The sequence below is a fragment of the [Roseibacterium] beibuensis genome, assembly GCF_039542305.1.
GTDB lineage: Bacteria > Pseudomonadota > Alphaproteobacteria > Rhodobacterales > Rhodobacteraceae > Roseibacterium > Roseibacterium beibuensis.
The window spans coordinates 622,530-637,105 of the sequence record NZ_BAABHW010000001.1 but is presented as its reverse complement, the minus strand read 5'-3'; the positions used below and the strand labels follow the sequence as shown (position 1 = coordinate 637,105).

At 63.2% G+C, this 14,576-nt stretch carries 14 protein-coding genes and 1 tRNA gene; 7 read left to right on the top strand and 8 right to left on the bottom strand.

All coding sequences use genetic code 11. The features are described 5' to 3' along the window. Positions 1-76 precede the first annotated feature (76 nt). On the bottom strand, positions 77-421 hold the full coding sequence (locus ABD923_RS03195) for a hypothetical protein (RefSeq protein WP_259546717.1): 345 nt from the start codon (positions 419-421) through the stop codon (positions 77-79). Continuing rightward, positions 422-1,210 (bottom strand): 23S rRNA (guanosine(2251)-2'-O)-methyltransferase RlmB, encoded by a 789-nt coding sequence (gene rlmB, locus ABD923_RS03190; protein ID WP_259546718.1) that lies wholly within the window; start codon positions 1,208-1,210, stop codon positions 422-424. A 133-nt stretch (positions 1,211-1,343) separates the two neighbouring features. Between rlmB and ABD923_RS03185 the strand changes: the two genes are divergently transcribed. The 3 genes from ABD923_RS03185 to ABD923_RS03175 all read left to right on the top strand — a co-directional run bounded on the left by ABD923_RS03185 (position 1,344) and on the right by ABD923_RS03175 (position 3,508). Next, positions 1,344-1,427: transfer RNA gene (locus ABD923_RS03185), tRNA-Tyr, on the top strand. A 287-nt stretch (positions 1,428-1,714) separates the two neighbouring features. Beyond that, the gene (locus ABD923_RS03180) at positions 1,715-2,383 is read left to right on the top strand and encodes a sugar transferase (protein WP_259546719.1); all 669 of its coding nucleotides are present in this window, start codon (positions 1,715-1,717) and stop codon (positions 2,381-2,383) included. Between the two features lie 78 nt (positions 2,384-2,461). Beyond that, positions 2,462-3,508 (top strand): hypothetical protein, encoded by a 1,047-nt coding sequence (locus tag ABD923_RS03175; RefSeq protein ID WP_259546720.1) that lies wholly within the window; start codon positions 2,462-2,464, stop codon positions 3,506-3,508. A 73-nt stretch (positions 3,509-3,581) separates the two neighbouring features. Here the strand turns inward: ABD923_RS03175 and clpX are convergent, their stop codons facing one another. Next, positions 3,582-4,847 (bottom strand): ATP-dependent Clp protease ATP-binding subunit ClpX, encoded by a 1,266-nt coding sequence (gene clpX / locus ABD923_RS03170; RefSeq protein WP_222188415.1) that lies wholly within the window; start codon positions 4,845-4,847, stop codon positions 3,582-3,584. Positions 4,848-5,010: 163 nt separating this feature from the next. Continuing rightward, complete coding sequence (locus tag ABD923_RS03165; protein ID WP_222188416.1) at positions 5,011-5,634, bottom strand: ATP-dependent Clp protease proteolytic subunit; 624 nt, start codon at positions 5,632-5,634, stop codon at positions 5,011-5,013. Positions 5,635-5,753: 119 nt separating this feature from the next. On the opposite strand from ABD923_RS03165, the gene ABD923_RS03160 reads away from it, so the two are divergent. Continuing rightward, on the top strand, positions 5,754-6,977 hold the full coding sequence (locus ABD923_RS03160) for an FAD-binding domain-containing protein (protein WP_259546723.1): 1,224 nt from the start codon (positions 5,754-5,756) through the stop codon (positions 6,975-6,977). 144 nt (positions 6,978-7,121) lie between these two features. On the opposite strand, the gene ABD923_RS03155 is transcribed toward ABD923_RS03160, so the two are convergent. From ABD923_RS03155 to ABD923_RS03140, 4 genes are all read right to left on the bottom strand, one after another. Beyond that, positions 7,122-7,919, bottom strand: coding sequence for a creatininase family protein (locus ABD923_RS03155; RefSeq protein ID WP_259546725.1), 798 nt, complete (start codon positions 7,917-7,919; stop codon positions 7,122-7,124). A gap of 110 nt (positions 7,920-8,029) precedes the next feature. Then, positions 8,030-8,449, bottom strand: a complete 420-nt coding sequence (locus tag ABD923_RS03150; RefSeq protein ID WP_259546727.1) for a PaaI family thioesterase — start codon at positions 8,447-8,449, stop codon at positions 8,030-8,032. After that, positions 8,446-9,459, bottom strand: coding sequence for a phosphotransferase family protein (locus ABD923_RS03145; RefSeq protein WP_259546728.1), 1,014 nt, complete (start codon positions 9,457-9,459; stop codon positions 8,446-8,448). The genes ABD923_RS03150 and ABD923_RS03145 overlap by 4 nt, the downstream gene beginning before the upstream one ends. Then, on the bottom strand, positions 9,456-10,691 hold the full coding sequence (locus tag ABD923_RS03140) for an acyl-CoA dehydrogenase family protein (RefSeq protein ID WP_259547430.1): 1,236 nt from the start codon (positions 10,689-10,691) through the stop codon (positions 9,456-9,458). The genes ABD923_RS03145 and ABD923_RS03140 overlap by 4 nt, the downstream gene beginning before the upstream one ends. 141 nt (positions 10,692-10,832) lie before the next feature. On the opposite strand from ABD923_RS03140, the gene ABD923_RS03135 reads away from it, so the two are divergent. The 3 genes from ABD923_RS03135 to ABD923_RS03125 all read left to right on the top strand — a co-directional run bounded on the left by ABD923_RS03135 (position 10,833) and on the right by ABD923_RS03125 (position 14,453). Then, on the top strand, positions 10,833-12,047 hold the full coding sequence (locus ABD923_RS03135; protein ID WP_259546729.1) for an acyl-CoA dehydrogenase: 1,215 nt from the start codon (positions 10,833-10,835) through the stop codon (positions 12,045-12,047). Positions 12,048-12,195: 148 nt separating this feature from the next. Beyond that, the gene (locus ABD923_RS03130; protein ID WP_259546730.1) at positions 12,196-13,383 is read left to right on the top strand and encodes an acyl-CoA dehydrogenase family protein; all 1,188 of its coding nucleotides are present in this window, start codon (positions 12,196-12,198) and stop codon (positions 13,381-13,383) included. A gap of 8 nt (positions 13,384-13,391) precedes the next feature. Beyond that, the gene (locus tag ABD923_RS03125) at positions 13,392-14,453 is read left to right on the top strand and encodes an acyl-CoA dehydrogenase family protein (RefSeq protein ID WP_259546731.1); all 1,062 of its coding nucleotides are present in this window, start codon (positions 13,392-13,394) and stop codon (positions 14,451-14,453) included. Positions 14,454-14,576: the final 123 nt, after the last annotated feature.

Here is a 14,576-nt window from a genome sequence, read left to right as displayed (position 1 = left end):
CATCTGGTTAACAGATGGGGGTTTCCGGCGTGTTTTGAAGGGTGGGAACAAATTCGTGATCACGCCTTGCGCGCCATCAATCGAAGATATCGTCGAATAAATCGAACGCTTCTTCCATCACTTCGCGCAGCATCCCTTTGCGTTTCTTGTGCTTTTTCTTTTTCCGGCGCGGATCCGCTCTGCCTTGCCAATCCCGGCCACCGGCCCAGTCCGGCTGAGCGTGTCCGTGCGGGGCAGTTGTGCGTGGGCTGCGCTTGGCCCCGCCCCGCTCTCTCTCGGGCTTGAGCCATTTCATCTCGTGCAAAGGCGCCCCGCAGGAGCCGCAGGCCAGTTCGTGGCCTTGCCGTGCCGTCAGCCGCAAGGTCTGCCGGCTTCCGCAATAGGAACAGGTGGCGATCTTCGTGTCGTAGGGCACAGGCATTCACTCCGGCTTGGCTTGTGACACCGCATATAGAGAGACTGCCGCCGCATTCGAGACATTGAGCGACCCAAATCGGCCAGACGCAGGGATCCGGGCCAGCAGATCGCACAAATCACGGGTCCGCTCACGCAGCCCCGGCCCCTCTGCCCCCATCACGAGCGCGACGGGTCGGTCTGCATGATCGGCAAGTGCCTCTCCGATCTCGACCGCTCCGTCCCCGTCGAGGCCAATCAGTGAGAACCCCATTTCCCGCAATCGCTCCATCGTGTTGCCGAGATTTGCCACGCGCAGATAGGGTTGGCGCTCCAATGCACCCGATGCCGTCTTGGCCAACGCGCCCGTTTCCGGCGCGGAGTGCCTGGCCGGCGCAATGACAGCGCGCGCCCCGAACACCTCGGCCGAGCGCAGGATGGCACCCACGTTATGCGGGTCGCTCACGCGATCCAGCAGGACAAGGCACGCCCGCCCTTCGCCGCGCAGCACGATGTCATCGAAGCTGCCCCAATCGAGGGGTTTGACCTCCAGCGCGGCGCCCTGGTGCACAGAGCCCGGATCGAGCGGCACCGGGAACCTACGCGGATCCGCAATCTCCGGGGCCAGCCCGGCGGAGGCGATGGCGTCTGCCAGCTTGGCCTCGGCATTCTTCGTGACGACGAGGCGCAGTTTCTCGCGGCGGGGGTTGTTCAACGCGTCCCGCACCGCGTGCAGACCGAAAAGCCAAACGGTTTCCGCCGCAGCAGCCCGTTTGCCGCGCTCTTTCTCGATCACCCAAGTGGGTTTCCTGGCCATGCTTTCACCGTATTGTCGCGCTTTCGCGATAGGAGTTACGGGTCCTTCTTTCAAATGCCAAGCCCGGCGCGGCAGTTATGACAGATTCCCCGTTGACGCCCCCGCAGCGCGCTATTATTCACCCCCTCGCGTCGGGCGACGTGCTGCAAGGTGCGGCAGCGGACTGTAACTCCGCCGGGGAGACCCATGCCTGGTTCGATTCCAGGGTCGCCCACCATTCCCCCCTCCCCCAAACGGAACAGCAGCCCATCGTGTGATGCGCGGTTCGAGTGCGCGCAGAGCCGGTTGCTTCGGTTGCCATGCCAGATGTCATCTGCACGTTGGGCTGGAAAACGCCGCCAAAACTGCCCAAGAATGTGACAAAAAAGAAACGTCAGCGACACACCGCTTGTACTTGGCATCTGCCGTTGACGCCCCGCCGCATATAATGGGATTTGGAAACGGTCGCCGATAGCGCTGTGCGCATCTGACGGCTGCTGCTGCCACGACACCGGGGGAATTGTGGTGACCTATACACCCGACGCGTCAGGCTTTCGCACGAAAGCGCGGCCTTCCCGCGTCGACGTGCTGCGCCGACAGGGCTACCTCCTCGCCAAGCGGGGGTTCGACCTCGTCTTTTCCACCGTGGTCTTGCTGCCTGCGATGCTGGTGGTTGCAACGCTCCTGCTGGTTCTCAACCCGATCTACAATCCCGGACCCTTGTTCTTTCGCCAGATTCGCATGGGACGTGGGTGCAAACCGTTCTGGGCCTTCAAGTTCCGGACGATGCGGGTTGCAAAAAACTCGGCCAAACAATGTCGTCCTATCGATGCGCCCGTCGAGAAGGACCGCATCACTGCGATCGGAAATTTCCTGCGTCGCTCTCGCTTCGATGAGTTGCCGCAGATCATCAATGTGTATCGCGGCGACATGAGCCTGATCGGACCGCGCCCGGATTACTACGTGCATGCCCATCGCTTCATGAGAACGATCCCCGACTACCGCGACAGGCACACCGTGCGTCCCGGCATCAGCGGTCTGGCGCAGATCGAACTGGGATATGCCGAAGGGTACGCAGCGACGCGCCTGAAGACGGCGTCAGATATCGAATATATCCGCAAGGCAAGCTTCAAGCTCGACACCTGGATCCTGTGGCAAACGATCCGCACCGTCGTCGGTATGCACGGAGAATGATCGTAGTGATGGCAGCCCGTTTCCGACGCTGCTAGCATACGGAAAATCCTGCAGTGCCCGGGGACAAGAAGAGCAGCCATGCCCGGCGATACCACATCAAAACCCGCACCGGCGTCGCCACAGGGCGGCACAACTGGGGCAGACCGCCCCTTCAACGTCGTGATCGTCGGACAGAGCGGTCGGCTGCAATACGAAGCAGCCCTCTTTTGCGTCTCGTTTCGAGCGGCCAACCCGGACTTCGCCGGCCGTCTGTTCGTTGCGGAACCCGTTGCGAATGCCGCCTGGTCACGCAATCCGCGCATGAATGACGACGCTGTTCGGCAACTCCTAAGTGACCTGGACGTCGAAATTTTGCCCTTCGAAGCGAACCACTTCGGAGAGGCCTATCCCTACGGCAACAAGATCGAGCTTTTGTCCGCCTTGCCGGCCGACGAGCCCTTCGTGTTCTTCGACAGTGACACGTTGATCCTTGGCGATCTGGCGACGGTGCCCTTCGATTTCGACAGGCCAAGCGCCAGCAAGCGCGTGGAAGGCACTTGGCCGAAACTGGAGCTTTACGGTCCTGGCTATACGCAGATCTGGAAATCGCTCTATGACAAGTTCGGCCTGGAGTTCGAAAGCTCACTGGACCTGGGCCAGCCCGACGAATACTGGCGCCGGTACCTTTACTTCAACGCCGGCTTCTTCTTTTTCCGCTGCCCGCAGGAGTTCGGGGAACGGTTCCTGGAATACAGCCTGGCCATTCGCGATGATCCCCCACCGGAACTGGTGTGCCAAACACTTGATCCGTGGTTGGACCAGGTGGCGCTTCCCCTCGTGATCCATTCTTTCGGGGGCGGGCGCGAGACGCTCCCCGCTGGCCTGCTCGATGGTGAGATCAGTTGCCATTACCGCGTGTTGCCGTTGCTCTACGCGCGCGAGGATCAAAAGGTCATCGACGTGCTCGAAGAGGTGACCGCGCCGAACAAGGTCAAGAAAGTCCTAAAGGCCTACGAGCCCTTCAAGCGCATGATTTATCAAGGCAAAGGCATCAAGGCGCGGGCGCTGTTCGATCAAGGCGACCTGCCACGCCGGGAACAACAAATTCGCAATACCCTGAAGCGAGAAAACCTCTGGCTTCGGTGAAACACGCCTGATCCCAAGCAGAAAGGCCCGCCGCTTATCCGCGACGGGCCCTCGTTTTTCGTCAAGCCAAGTGTCAGCCCGCGGTCGCCGACTCGTCCTTTTTGCGTTCGGCATAGATCATCAGCGGCTGTGCGTCCGAGGTCACGGCCTCTTCGTTGACGACCACTTCTTCGACGCCTTCGGCACCGGGCAGATCGAACATGGTATCCAGCAGGATATCCTCCATGATCGACCGAAGGCCGCGCGCCCCGGTCTTGCGTTCGATCGCGCGCTTGGCAATCGCGACCAGGGCATCGTCGGTGAATTTCAGCTTCACGTCCTCGAGCTCGAACAGACGCTGGTACTGCTTGACCAAGGCGTTTTTCGGCTCGGTCAGGATCTGCACCAGCGCATCGGCGTCGAGATCCGTCAAAGTGGCGATCACGGGCAAACGGCCCACGAATTCCGGGATCAGGCCGAACTTGAGCAGGTCTTCGGGCTCAAGCTCGGTAAAGACCTCGCCGATGCCGCGGCTGTCATTGTCCTTCACGTCCGCGCCGAAGCCGATGGCCGACCCTTTCCCGCGCTGCGCGATGATCTTTTCCAGACCGGCAAAGGCGCCGCCACAGATGAACAGGATATTCGTCGTGTCGACCTGCAGGAACTCCTGCTGCGGATGCTTGCGCCCGCCCTGCGGCGGGACGGAGGCCACAGTCCCCTCCATGATCTTCAGAAGCGCCTGCTGCACCCCCTCGCCCGACACGTCGCGGGTGATCGAGGGATTGTCCGACTTGCGGGTGATCTTGTCGACCTCGTCGATATAGACGATGCCGCGCTGCGCACGGTCGACATTGTACTCGCTCGCCTGCAGCAGCTTGAGGATGATATTTTCCACATCCTCGCCCACGTAACCCGCTTCGGTCAGCGTCGTGGCGTCGGCCATGGTGAATGGTACGTCAAGAATGCGCGCCAGTGTCTGCGCCAAGAGCGTCTTGCCGCAGCCGGTCGGGCCGATCAGCAGGATATTCGACTTGCTCAGTTCGATATCCGATTTGCCGGCATGGTTGAGACGCTTGTAGTGGTTGTGCACGGCCACCGACAGCACGCGCTTCGCATGCGCCTGGCCGATAACGTAATCGTCCAGGACGTCGCAGATTTCCACCGGGCTGGGCACGCCATCGGTGGCCTTGAGGCCGCTGGTTTTCGTCTCTTCGCGGATGATGTCCATGCACAATTCGACGCATTCGTCGCAGATGAACACCGTGGGTCCGGCGATGAGTTTGCGCACCTCGTGCTGGCTCTTGCCGCAGAACGAGCAGTAGAGCGTATTCTTCGAGTCGCTGCCGGATGAACTTGCCATTTCGTCTCCCTCGACGGGTCGTCGCGGGGCGCTTGCCCCAATTTCGCCGGCACCAAGCCAAACTTTGAAAAAGACTAAATCAGCCCCGGCGCCTTCACAATCTCAAATTCCCAAGGCCATGAACCGTGTCATTTCAGCCTCGGAACGGTCAACACGACCGTGATCAACCCTCCGCGCCAGCGCGGCTTTCCACGATCTCGTCGATCAGGCCCCAATCCTTGGCCTGTTCGGGATCCATGAAATTGTCGCGTTCCAGCGCATCCACCACGGTCTCCATGTCTTGGCCCGTGTGTTTAACGTAGATCTGGTTAAGACGGTCTTTCAGCTTCTGCGTTTCCTGGGCGTGGATCATGATATCCGTCGCCTGCCCCTGGTAGCCGCCCGAGGGCTGGTGCACCATGATCCGGCTGTTGGGAAGAGAGAACCGCATCCCCTTCTCACCAGCCGTCAGCAAGAGAGAGCCCATCGAAGCCGCCTGACCGATCACCAAGGTCGACACCTTGGGCTTGATGTACTGCATCGTGTCGTAGATCGACAGGCCGCTGGTCACGACCCCACCGGGCGAGTTGATATACATCGAAATTTCTTTCGACGGGTTCTCGGCCTCGAGGTGCAAGAGCTGTGCCACGATCAGGCTCGACATGCCGTCATGCACCGGACCGGACACGAAGATGATCCGCTCTTTCAGCAGTCGCGAGAAAATGTCGTAGGCCCGTTCCCCGCGACTGGTCTGCTCGACCACCATGGGAACGAGGGTGTTCATGTAAAACTCGTGGGGATCTTTCATGCCGCCTGCCTCACTGATGCGCGTAGCTTTGACCAAGAGTCTTAGGGGTGCTTGGGGGGGGCTGCAAGGGCGCGCGACGCCTCATGGTCAGTGTCCCGTTGCGCACTAGGTCCGCCCGGATGACCAACGACGCAGCTTTCACCCCGACCCGACATGCCGCGCTGGAACGGCTCAGCGCATTCTTGCCTCACGCCGGCAAGGACTATGCCGCGAAACGCAACTACGATCTGCCCGAACAGGGGCATCCGCATGTTTCGGGCCTGTCGCCCTATTTGCGCCATCGCCTGCTCACGGAAGAAGAGGTTGTCGAGGCCGTTCTGGGCCGTTTTTCAACGTCTTCGACCGAGAAGTTCATTCAAGAGGTTCTGTGGCACAGCTACTGGAAGGGCTGGTTGGAGCTGCGGCCATCGGTCTGGTCCGAGTATCGCAACAATTTGGATGCCGAGTTGTCGCGCCTGTCGCAGGACCCCGACCTCGCCGAGCAGGTCGCAAAGGCCGAACAGGGTGAAACCGGCATCGACGTCTTTGACGGCTGGATGCACGAGTTGCGCGACACGGGCTATCTTCACAATCACGCGCGCATGTGGGCGGCCTCGATCTGGATTTTCACACTGCGCCTGCCATGGGAGCTTGGGGCTGACCATTTCCTGCGCCATCTTCTGGACGGCGACCCCGCATCCAATACGCTCGGATGGCGTTGGGTCGCCGGCCTGCAGACCCGCGGAAAGAACTATGTCGCGCGGGCATCGAACATCGAAAAGTTCACGGATCGCCCAATCGGAAGCGGGCTCGACCGCTTGGCGCGGGATCCTGCCCCGCTGGACGCCCCCCCTCCCCCAAGCCGCCGCGAACCGCCAGCGGGCGGAACACCGAGGCCGGGCGCAGTGACGGGCGTCTTGCTGACCGAAGAGGACCTGTCGCCGCGCTTCCTGCTCTCGGCGTTGCGTGAGCCGCCTGTCGCCCATGCCATCTTGAATTCCACGCATCAGAGATCCCCGCGCGGTGTCAGCGCGCCCGTTGCGGATTTCGCTGCTGGTGCCCTCGCGGACGCCCGAACGCGGTGGCAGGACAAGATGGGCGCCCCGGGACCCGAAGCAACCGACCCGACCGTCATTGCCGATTGGGCGCAGGCGCTCGGGCTTGACCAGGTCGTGACCGCCTATGCGCCGACCGGCCCGGCGGCGCGGGCCCTGTCATGGTTGGACACGCTTCTGGCAGAGCGGGGAATTGCCCTGGTTCAGGTCTTGCGTGACTGGGACAACGCGGCGTGGCCCCACGCAACGCATGGGTTTTTCCGCTTCAAGGAGCGGATTCCAGACCTCATCGGCCATTTGCAAAGGTGAGCTGCGAACAGGTTTTGAAAATACAAGCTTTTCGTCACTTAAATACTATTTTTGAGCCCGAAGAAGCCAAAGGATGTTCGATTTTGTAAGGCGACTGCCAGACGAGATCGCCCCACACCCTCGGAATCTTGACCGGCTCTTGGCCTAATCCCGGGCCGGTGGCTGGAACTGCGCCAGATCACGCATCAAGGCGACGAACCCTTCGACCTGGGACGCCAAATCTGCCTCGCCCAGTTCCGCGGTCGCGCGGCTGGCATCCCCGACCGTGCCCTTGGGGTTCAAATCGTGGGATAACCAGCCGATGTTCGCCTCTGCCATGTGATACCCCAACCGGGCCGAGCCCTGCCGCAGGGTGGTTTGCGCACTCGCAAAATCCTCGGCCAGGTCCATCCGAACCAGTTCCGGGTACAGCGCCAGCATCATCGAGGTTTCGGACAGTCCGCCATGAATATCCACCATCGGACCGTCCGGGTAGGAATAGACACGCTCCCCGGCCAGACGGGTCCAGGCCGTCGTCGCGACGGACATACCCTGCGTTTGACGCAACTCGCGCGCGACGATCTCCATCGGGGGCACGTTCCCGCCATGGCTGGTGATGATGACCATCTTGCGCACCCCGGCCCGCGCCACGCTTTCGCCGATTTGCAGCCAGGTCTTGACCGCCTGTTCCCAATCGACCGTCAGCGTCCCGGGAAAGGCGATATGCTCATTCGACTTGCAGATCTGCTGAACCGGCAGAAAGGTGACCGGCAAATCGTCAGGAACGGCCTTGGCGCAGCGCGCGACCATGCCTTCGGCGATCAGCGCATCCACGCCAACGGGCAGATGCGGCCCGTGCTGTTCGATGGCCGCGATCGGAAGCACCGCGATCCAGTCGCTCGTACCGGCCTCGGTGAAATCGAGGGTCGTCATCTCGCGCCAATGGCGTTTGGGAAGGCTCATCGCATCCTCCTGTCTTGCGGTGCGAACCGCAGATGATCCTGCCCACCGTCACTTGGCCAGAGCTTGCGCGGCTTGACCGCGACACGCCCGCGACGCTGCCGCATTTTCATTCAGCCCTGCCCGAGCGGCGGGCGGTATCGAAAGACGCCGGTCGCCCGTGACAGCACCGCGCCCGTTTCATCCCGCAACTCGGCCTCTGCGAAATAGGTCGATCGACCACCGCCGACGCGCCGGCCCTCTGCGATCAACCGACGGCCCTTGGGCTGACTGACATAGTTGACCGTCATCGACAGGGTCATCGCGTTCTGTTTGCGGCCCGGGTCGCCGGTGAAACACCCGGCATAGCCCATCGCCGTGTCGAGAAGCGTGGCGTGGATTCCACCGTGGGGGATGCCCTGCCGGTTCATGACATGCTGGGCCAGGTCCATTTCGACCCGCGCCCAATCCTCGGTCCAACCCGTCACCTCGTAGCCGAGATGCTGCTGGATGGCATAGGGATCTTCGCGGAGATCCGGGTTCAGCTCCGTCATCCCAAGGCCTCCAATCCGCCCGTCGCATAGCCGGGGACGAGGGCGCCAAGCTCCAGGGCGCGTTCGGGGTTCGAGGCATTCCCGTCCAGCGCCCGCTTCTTGACGCCTTGCAGGATCGCCGCCATGCGGAAGAAACAGAATGCCACGTAGAACCCGAAATTCTCGATCCGCGCCAATCCCATGTTTTCACAATAGAGCGCCACGACCTCGTCATCGCTCGGCAGGCCCTCGGCCGCGCGGTCGACACCCGCCAATCCCCGGCCTTGCGATCCGGGCGGCATCTGCCATTGCATGATCACGGCGGCCAGATCCGCGAACGGATGGCCGATGGTCGACAGTTCCCAATCCAGAACCGCCACGATATCAGGGGTTTCCGCCGCAAAGAGAAGGTTGTCCAGCCGGTAGTCGCCATGCACCAGCGTCGCGCGCCCGTCATCCTCGGGGCATGCACGGTCCAGTCTGGCCATCAAGGCGTCCATCGCCTTGATCGTGCCGGTTTCAGTCGCGCGATACTGCTTTGTCCAACGGTCGATCTGTCGCCGGTAGTAATTACCGCGCGGCCCGTAGTCGGACAGGCCAGCGGCGTCCAGATCGACCCTGTGGATGGCCGCAAGAACGCGCACCAGTTCCCTGAAATAGGGTAATCGGTCTTCCTTGCGGAGTTCCGGCAGCTGCGGGTCGTCAAAATTGCGGCCCTGTACATGCTCCATCAGGTAAAAGGCCGAGCCGATGACGGTTTCATCCTCGCAAAGCGCATGCATCTTCGCGACCGGCACGTCACTATCGGCCAGCGCGCGCTGAACGCGGTATTCCCGGTCCACCGCATGCGCCGATTTCAGCAACTGCCCGGGCGGTTTGCGGCGCAGCACGTAGCTCGAGCGGGCGCCCCGCAACAGGTAGGTGGGGTTCGACTGCCCGCCCGCGAATTTCTCGGCAGATACGGGCGGGTCCAGACCCTCCGCATGGCGCGCCATCCATGCGCCGATCGCTTCGAGGTCAAGATCACTCATCGCGTCGTGTTCGAGTATTTCCGCAACTCGGCGCGGGCGACCTGCCGACGATGCACCGCATCCGGCCCGTCGGCGAACCGCAAGGTCCGCAGATCGGTGTAAATTCCGGCCAAAGGCGTGTCCTGGCTGATGCCGGTCGCGCCGAAGATCTGCATCGCCTCATCCACGACCTTAAGCGCCATGAGCGGGGCCTGAACCTTGATCTTGGAGATCCATGGCTGGGCCGCCCGCACACCGGCATTGTCCATCATCCAGGCCGCCTTGAGGCACAGAAGCCGCGTCATCTCGATCTCGATCCGGGCATTGGCGATGATGTCGTAATTCGCGCCCAACTCGGCCAGCGGCTTGCCGAACGCCTCGCGCCCGAGGGCCCTTTTGCACGCCAGTTCAAGGGCATACTCGGCGCGTCCGATGGCCCGCATGCAATGATGGATGCGCCCCGGTCCAAGCCGCCCCTGCGCCACTTCGAAGCCGCGCCCTTCGCCCAGAACGACCGCATCGCGCGGCACGCGCACATCGGTGAACCGGATATGCATATGCCCGTGCGGGGCGTCGTCGTGGCCGAACACCTCCATCGGGCGCAGCACGTCGATGCCGGGCGTGTCGGCGGGCACCAGCAGCATGGTGTGGCGCGAATGTTTCGGCGCGTCCGGATCGGTGCGGGTCATGACGATATACAGCGAACACCGCGGATCGCCCGCGCCGGTGGCCCAGTATTTTTCACCGTTCAGGACGTAGTCTTCGCCGTCTCTTTCGCATTCGAGTGAAATCTGCACCGCATCCGAGGACGCAACGTCCGGCTCGGTCATCAGGTAGGCCGACCGCGTCCGCCCCTCCATCAAGCCGGGCAGCCAACGCGCCTTCTGGGCATCCGTGCCGTAGCGCTCCAACACTTCCATGTTGCCGGTATCGGGCGCGTTACAGTTGAAAATCTCGGGCGCGATCGTCACCGCCCCCATCTCTTCGGCGAGATAGGCATATTCGACGGTGGTCAGCCCGTACCCCTTGTCGCTGTCGGTCAGCCAGAAATTCCACAAGCCCCGTGCTTTTGCCGTTTCCTTGAGGGCATCGAGAATCTCCACCTGCCGCCCGGTCATTGCGAACCGATTGCCGGACGGATGCCGGCCGACCTCGGCGTGATACTCGGCATCCAGCGGCGCGATCTCGTCGCGCACCATGCGTCGCACCTGTTCGACCAACGGGCGCACCCGGTCGCTCATGCCCAGATCCATGGCCGCTGTCATGGCCCACTCCTCCCCAAAACCTCGCTCCCGAGAGGGACGCTAGACCGCGCATCGGACGCTCGCAAGCAGTCAGGCTTGCCTTGCGCGGGCAAATGAGGTGAGTTGCGCCCAATATTGGAGGAGACGCATATGCCTGACGGACAGACCCGCCACACCGGCCCTTCGCTCGCCCCGTTCGATTGGGCCGACCCGTTCCACCTGTCGGCACAATTGTCGGAAGAAGAGCGCATGGTCGCCGAAAGCGCCCGCGCCTACGCCCAGGACAAGCTGGCTGCGCGCGTGACCGACGCCTATCTCAACGAGACGGTCGCGCCGGAAATCTTCGCGGAAATGGGTGAGATGGGCCTTTTGGGCGTCACCATCCCCGAGGAGTTCGGCGGGCTCGGCGCAGGCTATGTCACCTATGGTCTCGTCGCGCGCGAGGTCGAACGGATCGACTCGGGCTATCGCTCGATGATGTCGGTACAATCCTCGCTGGTGATGTATCCGATCAACGCGTACGGCACCGAGGAACAGAAGCGGAAATACCTGCCCGGCCTTGCCGCGGGCACGCTGATCGGCTGTTTCGGCCTGACCGAACCCGATGCCGGCAGCGACCCGGCTGGCATGAAGACCGTCGCGAAGAAGACCGAGGGCGGTTACGTCCTGTCCGGCGCGAAAATGTGGATCTCGAACGCGCCCATCGCCGATGTCTTCGTCGTCTGGGCCAAGTCCGAGGCCCATGGCGGCAAGATCCGCGGCTTCGTTCTGGAAAAGGGCATGAAGGGGCTGTCCGCGCCCAAGATCGGCGGCAAGCTGAGCCTGCGCGCCAGCGTGACGGGCGAGATCGTGATGGACGGTGTCGAGGTGGGCGAAGACGCGCTTCTGCCCGGTGTCGAGGGGCTCAAGGGGCCGTTCGGCTGCCTCAACCGCGCCCGCTACGGGATTGCGTGGGGTGTGATGGGCGCGGCCGAGGATTGCTGGCACCGCGCCCGGCAATACGGACTGGACCGCACGCAATTCAACCGCCCGCTCGCGCAGACGCAGCTGTTCCAGAAGAAACTGGCCGACATGCAGACCGAGATCGCCCTTGGCCTGCAAGCCGCGCTGCGCGCCGGCCGCATGATGGACGAGGGCAGCTGCGCCCCCGAGGTCATCAGCCTGATCAAGCGCAACAATTGCGGCAAGGCGCTGGAGATCGCGCGCCACGCGCGGGACATGCACGGTGGCAACGGGATCATGGCCGAGTACCACGTCATGCGTCACGCCCAGAACCTCGAGACGGTGAACACCTACGAGGGCACCCATGACGTCCACGCGCTGATCCTCGGGCGCGCCCAGACGGGATTGCAGGCCTTCTTCTGAAGGATCAACGCGCCCTCGCGGCCTGAATTGCCCCCAAGGTGGCCAGAACCGGCGCCGCAGGACGTGGCGTCGGACTGGCCCTGCAAACCGCGCGTGTTACTCTTCCCTTCAATCCGGCCCGGGGAGGGGCCGAAGGGAGAGTGACCGCATGGACCTGACCTATTCACCAGCAGAGCGCGCCTTTCAGACTGACGTGCGCGATTTTCTTGCCGAGAACCTGCCGCCCGCCCTGTCGCAAAAGGTCAACGCACGCCGCGAGTTGACCAAGGACGACATGGAGCGCTGGCACGCGATCCTGAACGCGCGCGGGTGGCTGGCCGGCCCGTGGCCCAAGGCGTTCGGCGGCCAGGGCTGGGGACCGATCGAGCAACACATCTTCGAGGAAGAATGCTGTCTTGCCGGTGCCCCGCGCATCGTGCCTTTCGGCCTTAAGATGCTGGGTCCCGTGCTGATGAAATTCGGAACGCCCGAGCAGCAGGCGACCTATCTGCCGCGCATTCTCGATGGCACGGACTGGTGGTGCCAAGGCTACTCGGAGCCGGGCGCCGGGAGCGATCTGGCCAGCCTCAAGACCCGCGCCGAACGGGATGGCGACGACTATGTCATCAACGGGCAAAAGACCTGGACGACCCTCGGCCAACACGCCAACCGGATCTTTTGCCTCGTGCGCACCAAAGCCGATGGCAAGCCGCAGGAAGGCATCAGTTTCGTTCTCGTCGACCTGGACACCCCGGGGATCGAGATGCGCCCCATCCGCCTGATCGAAGGCGGGCACGAGGTGAACGAAGTGTTCTTCACCGATGTGCGCGTGCCCGTCACCAACCGCGTCGGCGCGGAAAACGAGGGCTGGACCATCGCCAAGTTCCTGCTGGGCCACGAGCGCACGAATATCGCGGGCGTCGGTTTTTCCGTGCAGGCGCTGGAACAGGTCAAGCAACTGGCGGGCAAGGTCATGCGAGGGGGCCAACCCCTGATCCAGAACACGCTCTTCGCCGCGCGGCTGGCACGGATCGAGGCCGAACTGGAGGCCATGAAGATCACGAACCTGCGCATGCTGGCGCGCGCAGCGCAGGGCGACCGGCTGGGGGCCGAGCCGTCGATGCTCAAGATCAAGGGGACCGAGATCCGCCAGGCCATCAACGACCTTGCCCGGCGTGCCCTGGGCCCCGCCGCGGCCCCCTTCCCCTCCGAAGACCTCGACGGCAACCTGCCCATCGCCCCAGAGGGACACGCCTATGACGCGGCGAGCTACTTCAACAACCGCAAGATCTCGATCTACGGCGGCTCGAACGAGATCCAGCGCAATATCCTGGCCAAGGGGATGATGCAGCGATGAATTTCGAGATGAGCGACGACCGCCGGATGCTGGCCGAGACGATGCGGCGCTACCTGTCCGAGCAATACGGCTGGGAGCATCGGCTGCGCGTGGCCTACACCGCCCCCTATCACGACCCGCAGAAATGGACCGGAATTGCCGGGCTTGGCATCTTCTACGCATTGGTCGGCGAAGATCACGGCGGCATGGGCGGGGCCGGGTTCGACATCGCGGTCATCTTCGAAGAGATCGGTCGCGCCCTGTGTCCCGAGCCCCTGCTCGGAGCGGTCATGGCCGCGCGGCTCTTGTCGGCGGCGGGCGCGCCCCTGACGGATCTGCTCTCGGGCGATCAGCGCTACGCCGTCGCCATCGGCGAGTTGGACGCGCCCTATGATCCGGACGGGATCACCTGCACCGCCGCGGACGGCGGAGACGGTTGGCGCCTGACCGGGCGCAAATCCGTGGTCTATGGCGGCGGCGTGGCGGACCATGTGCTCGTCGCGGCGCGGGCCGAGGAACGCCTTGCGCTGTTCGACGTGGCCGCCGCCGATGCCGACCTGCGGCCTTACCCCATGATCGATGGCGGCCCTGCCGCCGAATTGCTCCTTGATGGCGCGAAAGCCACCCTGCTGATCGCCGATGCGACATCCGCCCTGACCGACGCGCTCGACTGGGGGGCCTTGGCGCTCACGGCCGAAGCCCTCGGCGCGATGGAGACGACCTATGCCATGCTTCTCGACTACATGGGCACCCGCAAGCAATTCGGGCAGCCCATCGGCGCGTTCCAGACCCTGCAGCATCGCGCGGTCGATCTGACCATCGAGATCGAGCAGGCGCGCTCCATCGTGATCCTCGCCGCCAGCGCAATGGCTGGGCCGGACCAGGCGAAACGCGTGGCGCAAGCCAAGCATCTCGTGGGACGGATCGCCCGGACCGTCGCCGAGGAGGCCATCCAGATGCATGGCGGCATCGCCATGACCTGGGAGTATCCCGTCAGCCACTATGCCAAGCGGCTGGTGATGATCGACCACCAGCTGGGCGACACCGATCACCATCTCGAACGCCTGATCGTACAGCTTCAGACAGGGTGACGCCCAGGCCACAGCCCCTGTCAGGCTGTCCTCCTTGTCACATCTTTATCCCGGAAATATGCAAAGGCGCGCACAGCGCCGCAGCGCAGGACGGGGCTCGATGCCCCGTCCTGCGCTTCCCCG

What these genes read in the sequence shown, in the direction of transcription:
- ABD923_RS03195 (WP_259546717.1), bottom strand. Translation starts at nt 421, where the DNA reads ATGCCTGTGCCCTACGACACGAAGATCGCCACCTGTTCCTATTGCGGA.
- rlmB (WP_259546718.1), bottom strand. Translation starts at nt 1,210, where the DNA reads ATGGCCAGGAAACCCACTTGGGTGATCGAGAAAGAGCGCGGCAAACGG.
- ABD923_RS03175 (WP_259546720.1), top strand. Translation starts at nt 2,462, where the DNA reads ATGCCCGGCGATACCACATCAAAACCCGCACCGGCGTCGCCACAGGGC.
- clpX (WP_222188415.1), bottom strand. Translation starts at nt 4,847, where the DNA reads ATGGCAAGTTCATCCGGCAGCGACTCGAAGAATACGCTCTACTGCTCG.
- ABD923_RS03165 (WP_222188416.1), bottom strand. Translation starts at nt 5,634, where the DNA reads ATGAAAGATCCCCACGAGTTTTACATGAACACCCTCGTTCCCATGGTG.
- ABD923_RS03160 (WP_259546723.1), top strand. Translation starts at nt 5,754, where the DNA reads ATGACCAACGACGCAGCTTTCACCCCGACCCGACATGCCGCGCTGGAA.
- ABD923_RS03155 (WP_259546725.1), bottom strand. Translation starts at nt 7,919, where the DNA reads ATGAGCCTTCCCAAACGCCATTGGCGCGAGATGACGACCCTCGATTTC.
- ABD923_RS03150 (WP_259546727.1), bottom strand. Translation starts at nt 8,449, where the DNA reads ATGACGGAGCTGAACCCGGATCTCCGCGAAGATCCCTATGCCATCCAG.
- ABD923_RS03145 (WP_259546728.1), bottom strand. Translation starts at nt 9,459, where the DNA reads ATGAGTGATCTTGACCTCGAAGCGATCGGCGCATGGATGGCGCGCCAT.
- ABD923_RS03140 (WP_259547430.1), bottom strand. Translation starts at nt 10,691, where the DNA reads ATGGATCTGGGCATGAGCGACCGGGTGCGCCCGTTGGTCGAACAGGTG.
- ABD923_RS03135 (WP_259546729.1), top strand. Translation starts at nt 10,833, where the DNA reads ATGCCTGACGGACAGACCCGCCACACCGGCCCTTCGCTCGCCCCGTTC.
- ABD923_RS03130 (WP_259546730.1), top strand. Translation starts at nt 12,196, where the DNA reads ATGGACCTGACCTATTCACCAGCAGAGCGCGCCTTTCAGACTGACGTG.
- ABD923_RS03125 (WP_259546731.1), top strand. Translation starts at nt 13,392, where the DNA reads ATGAGCGACGACCGCCGGATGCTGGCCGAGACGATGCGGCGCTACCTG.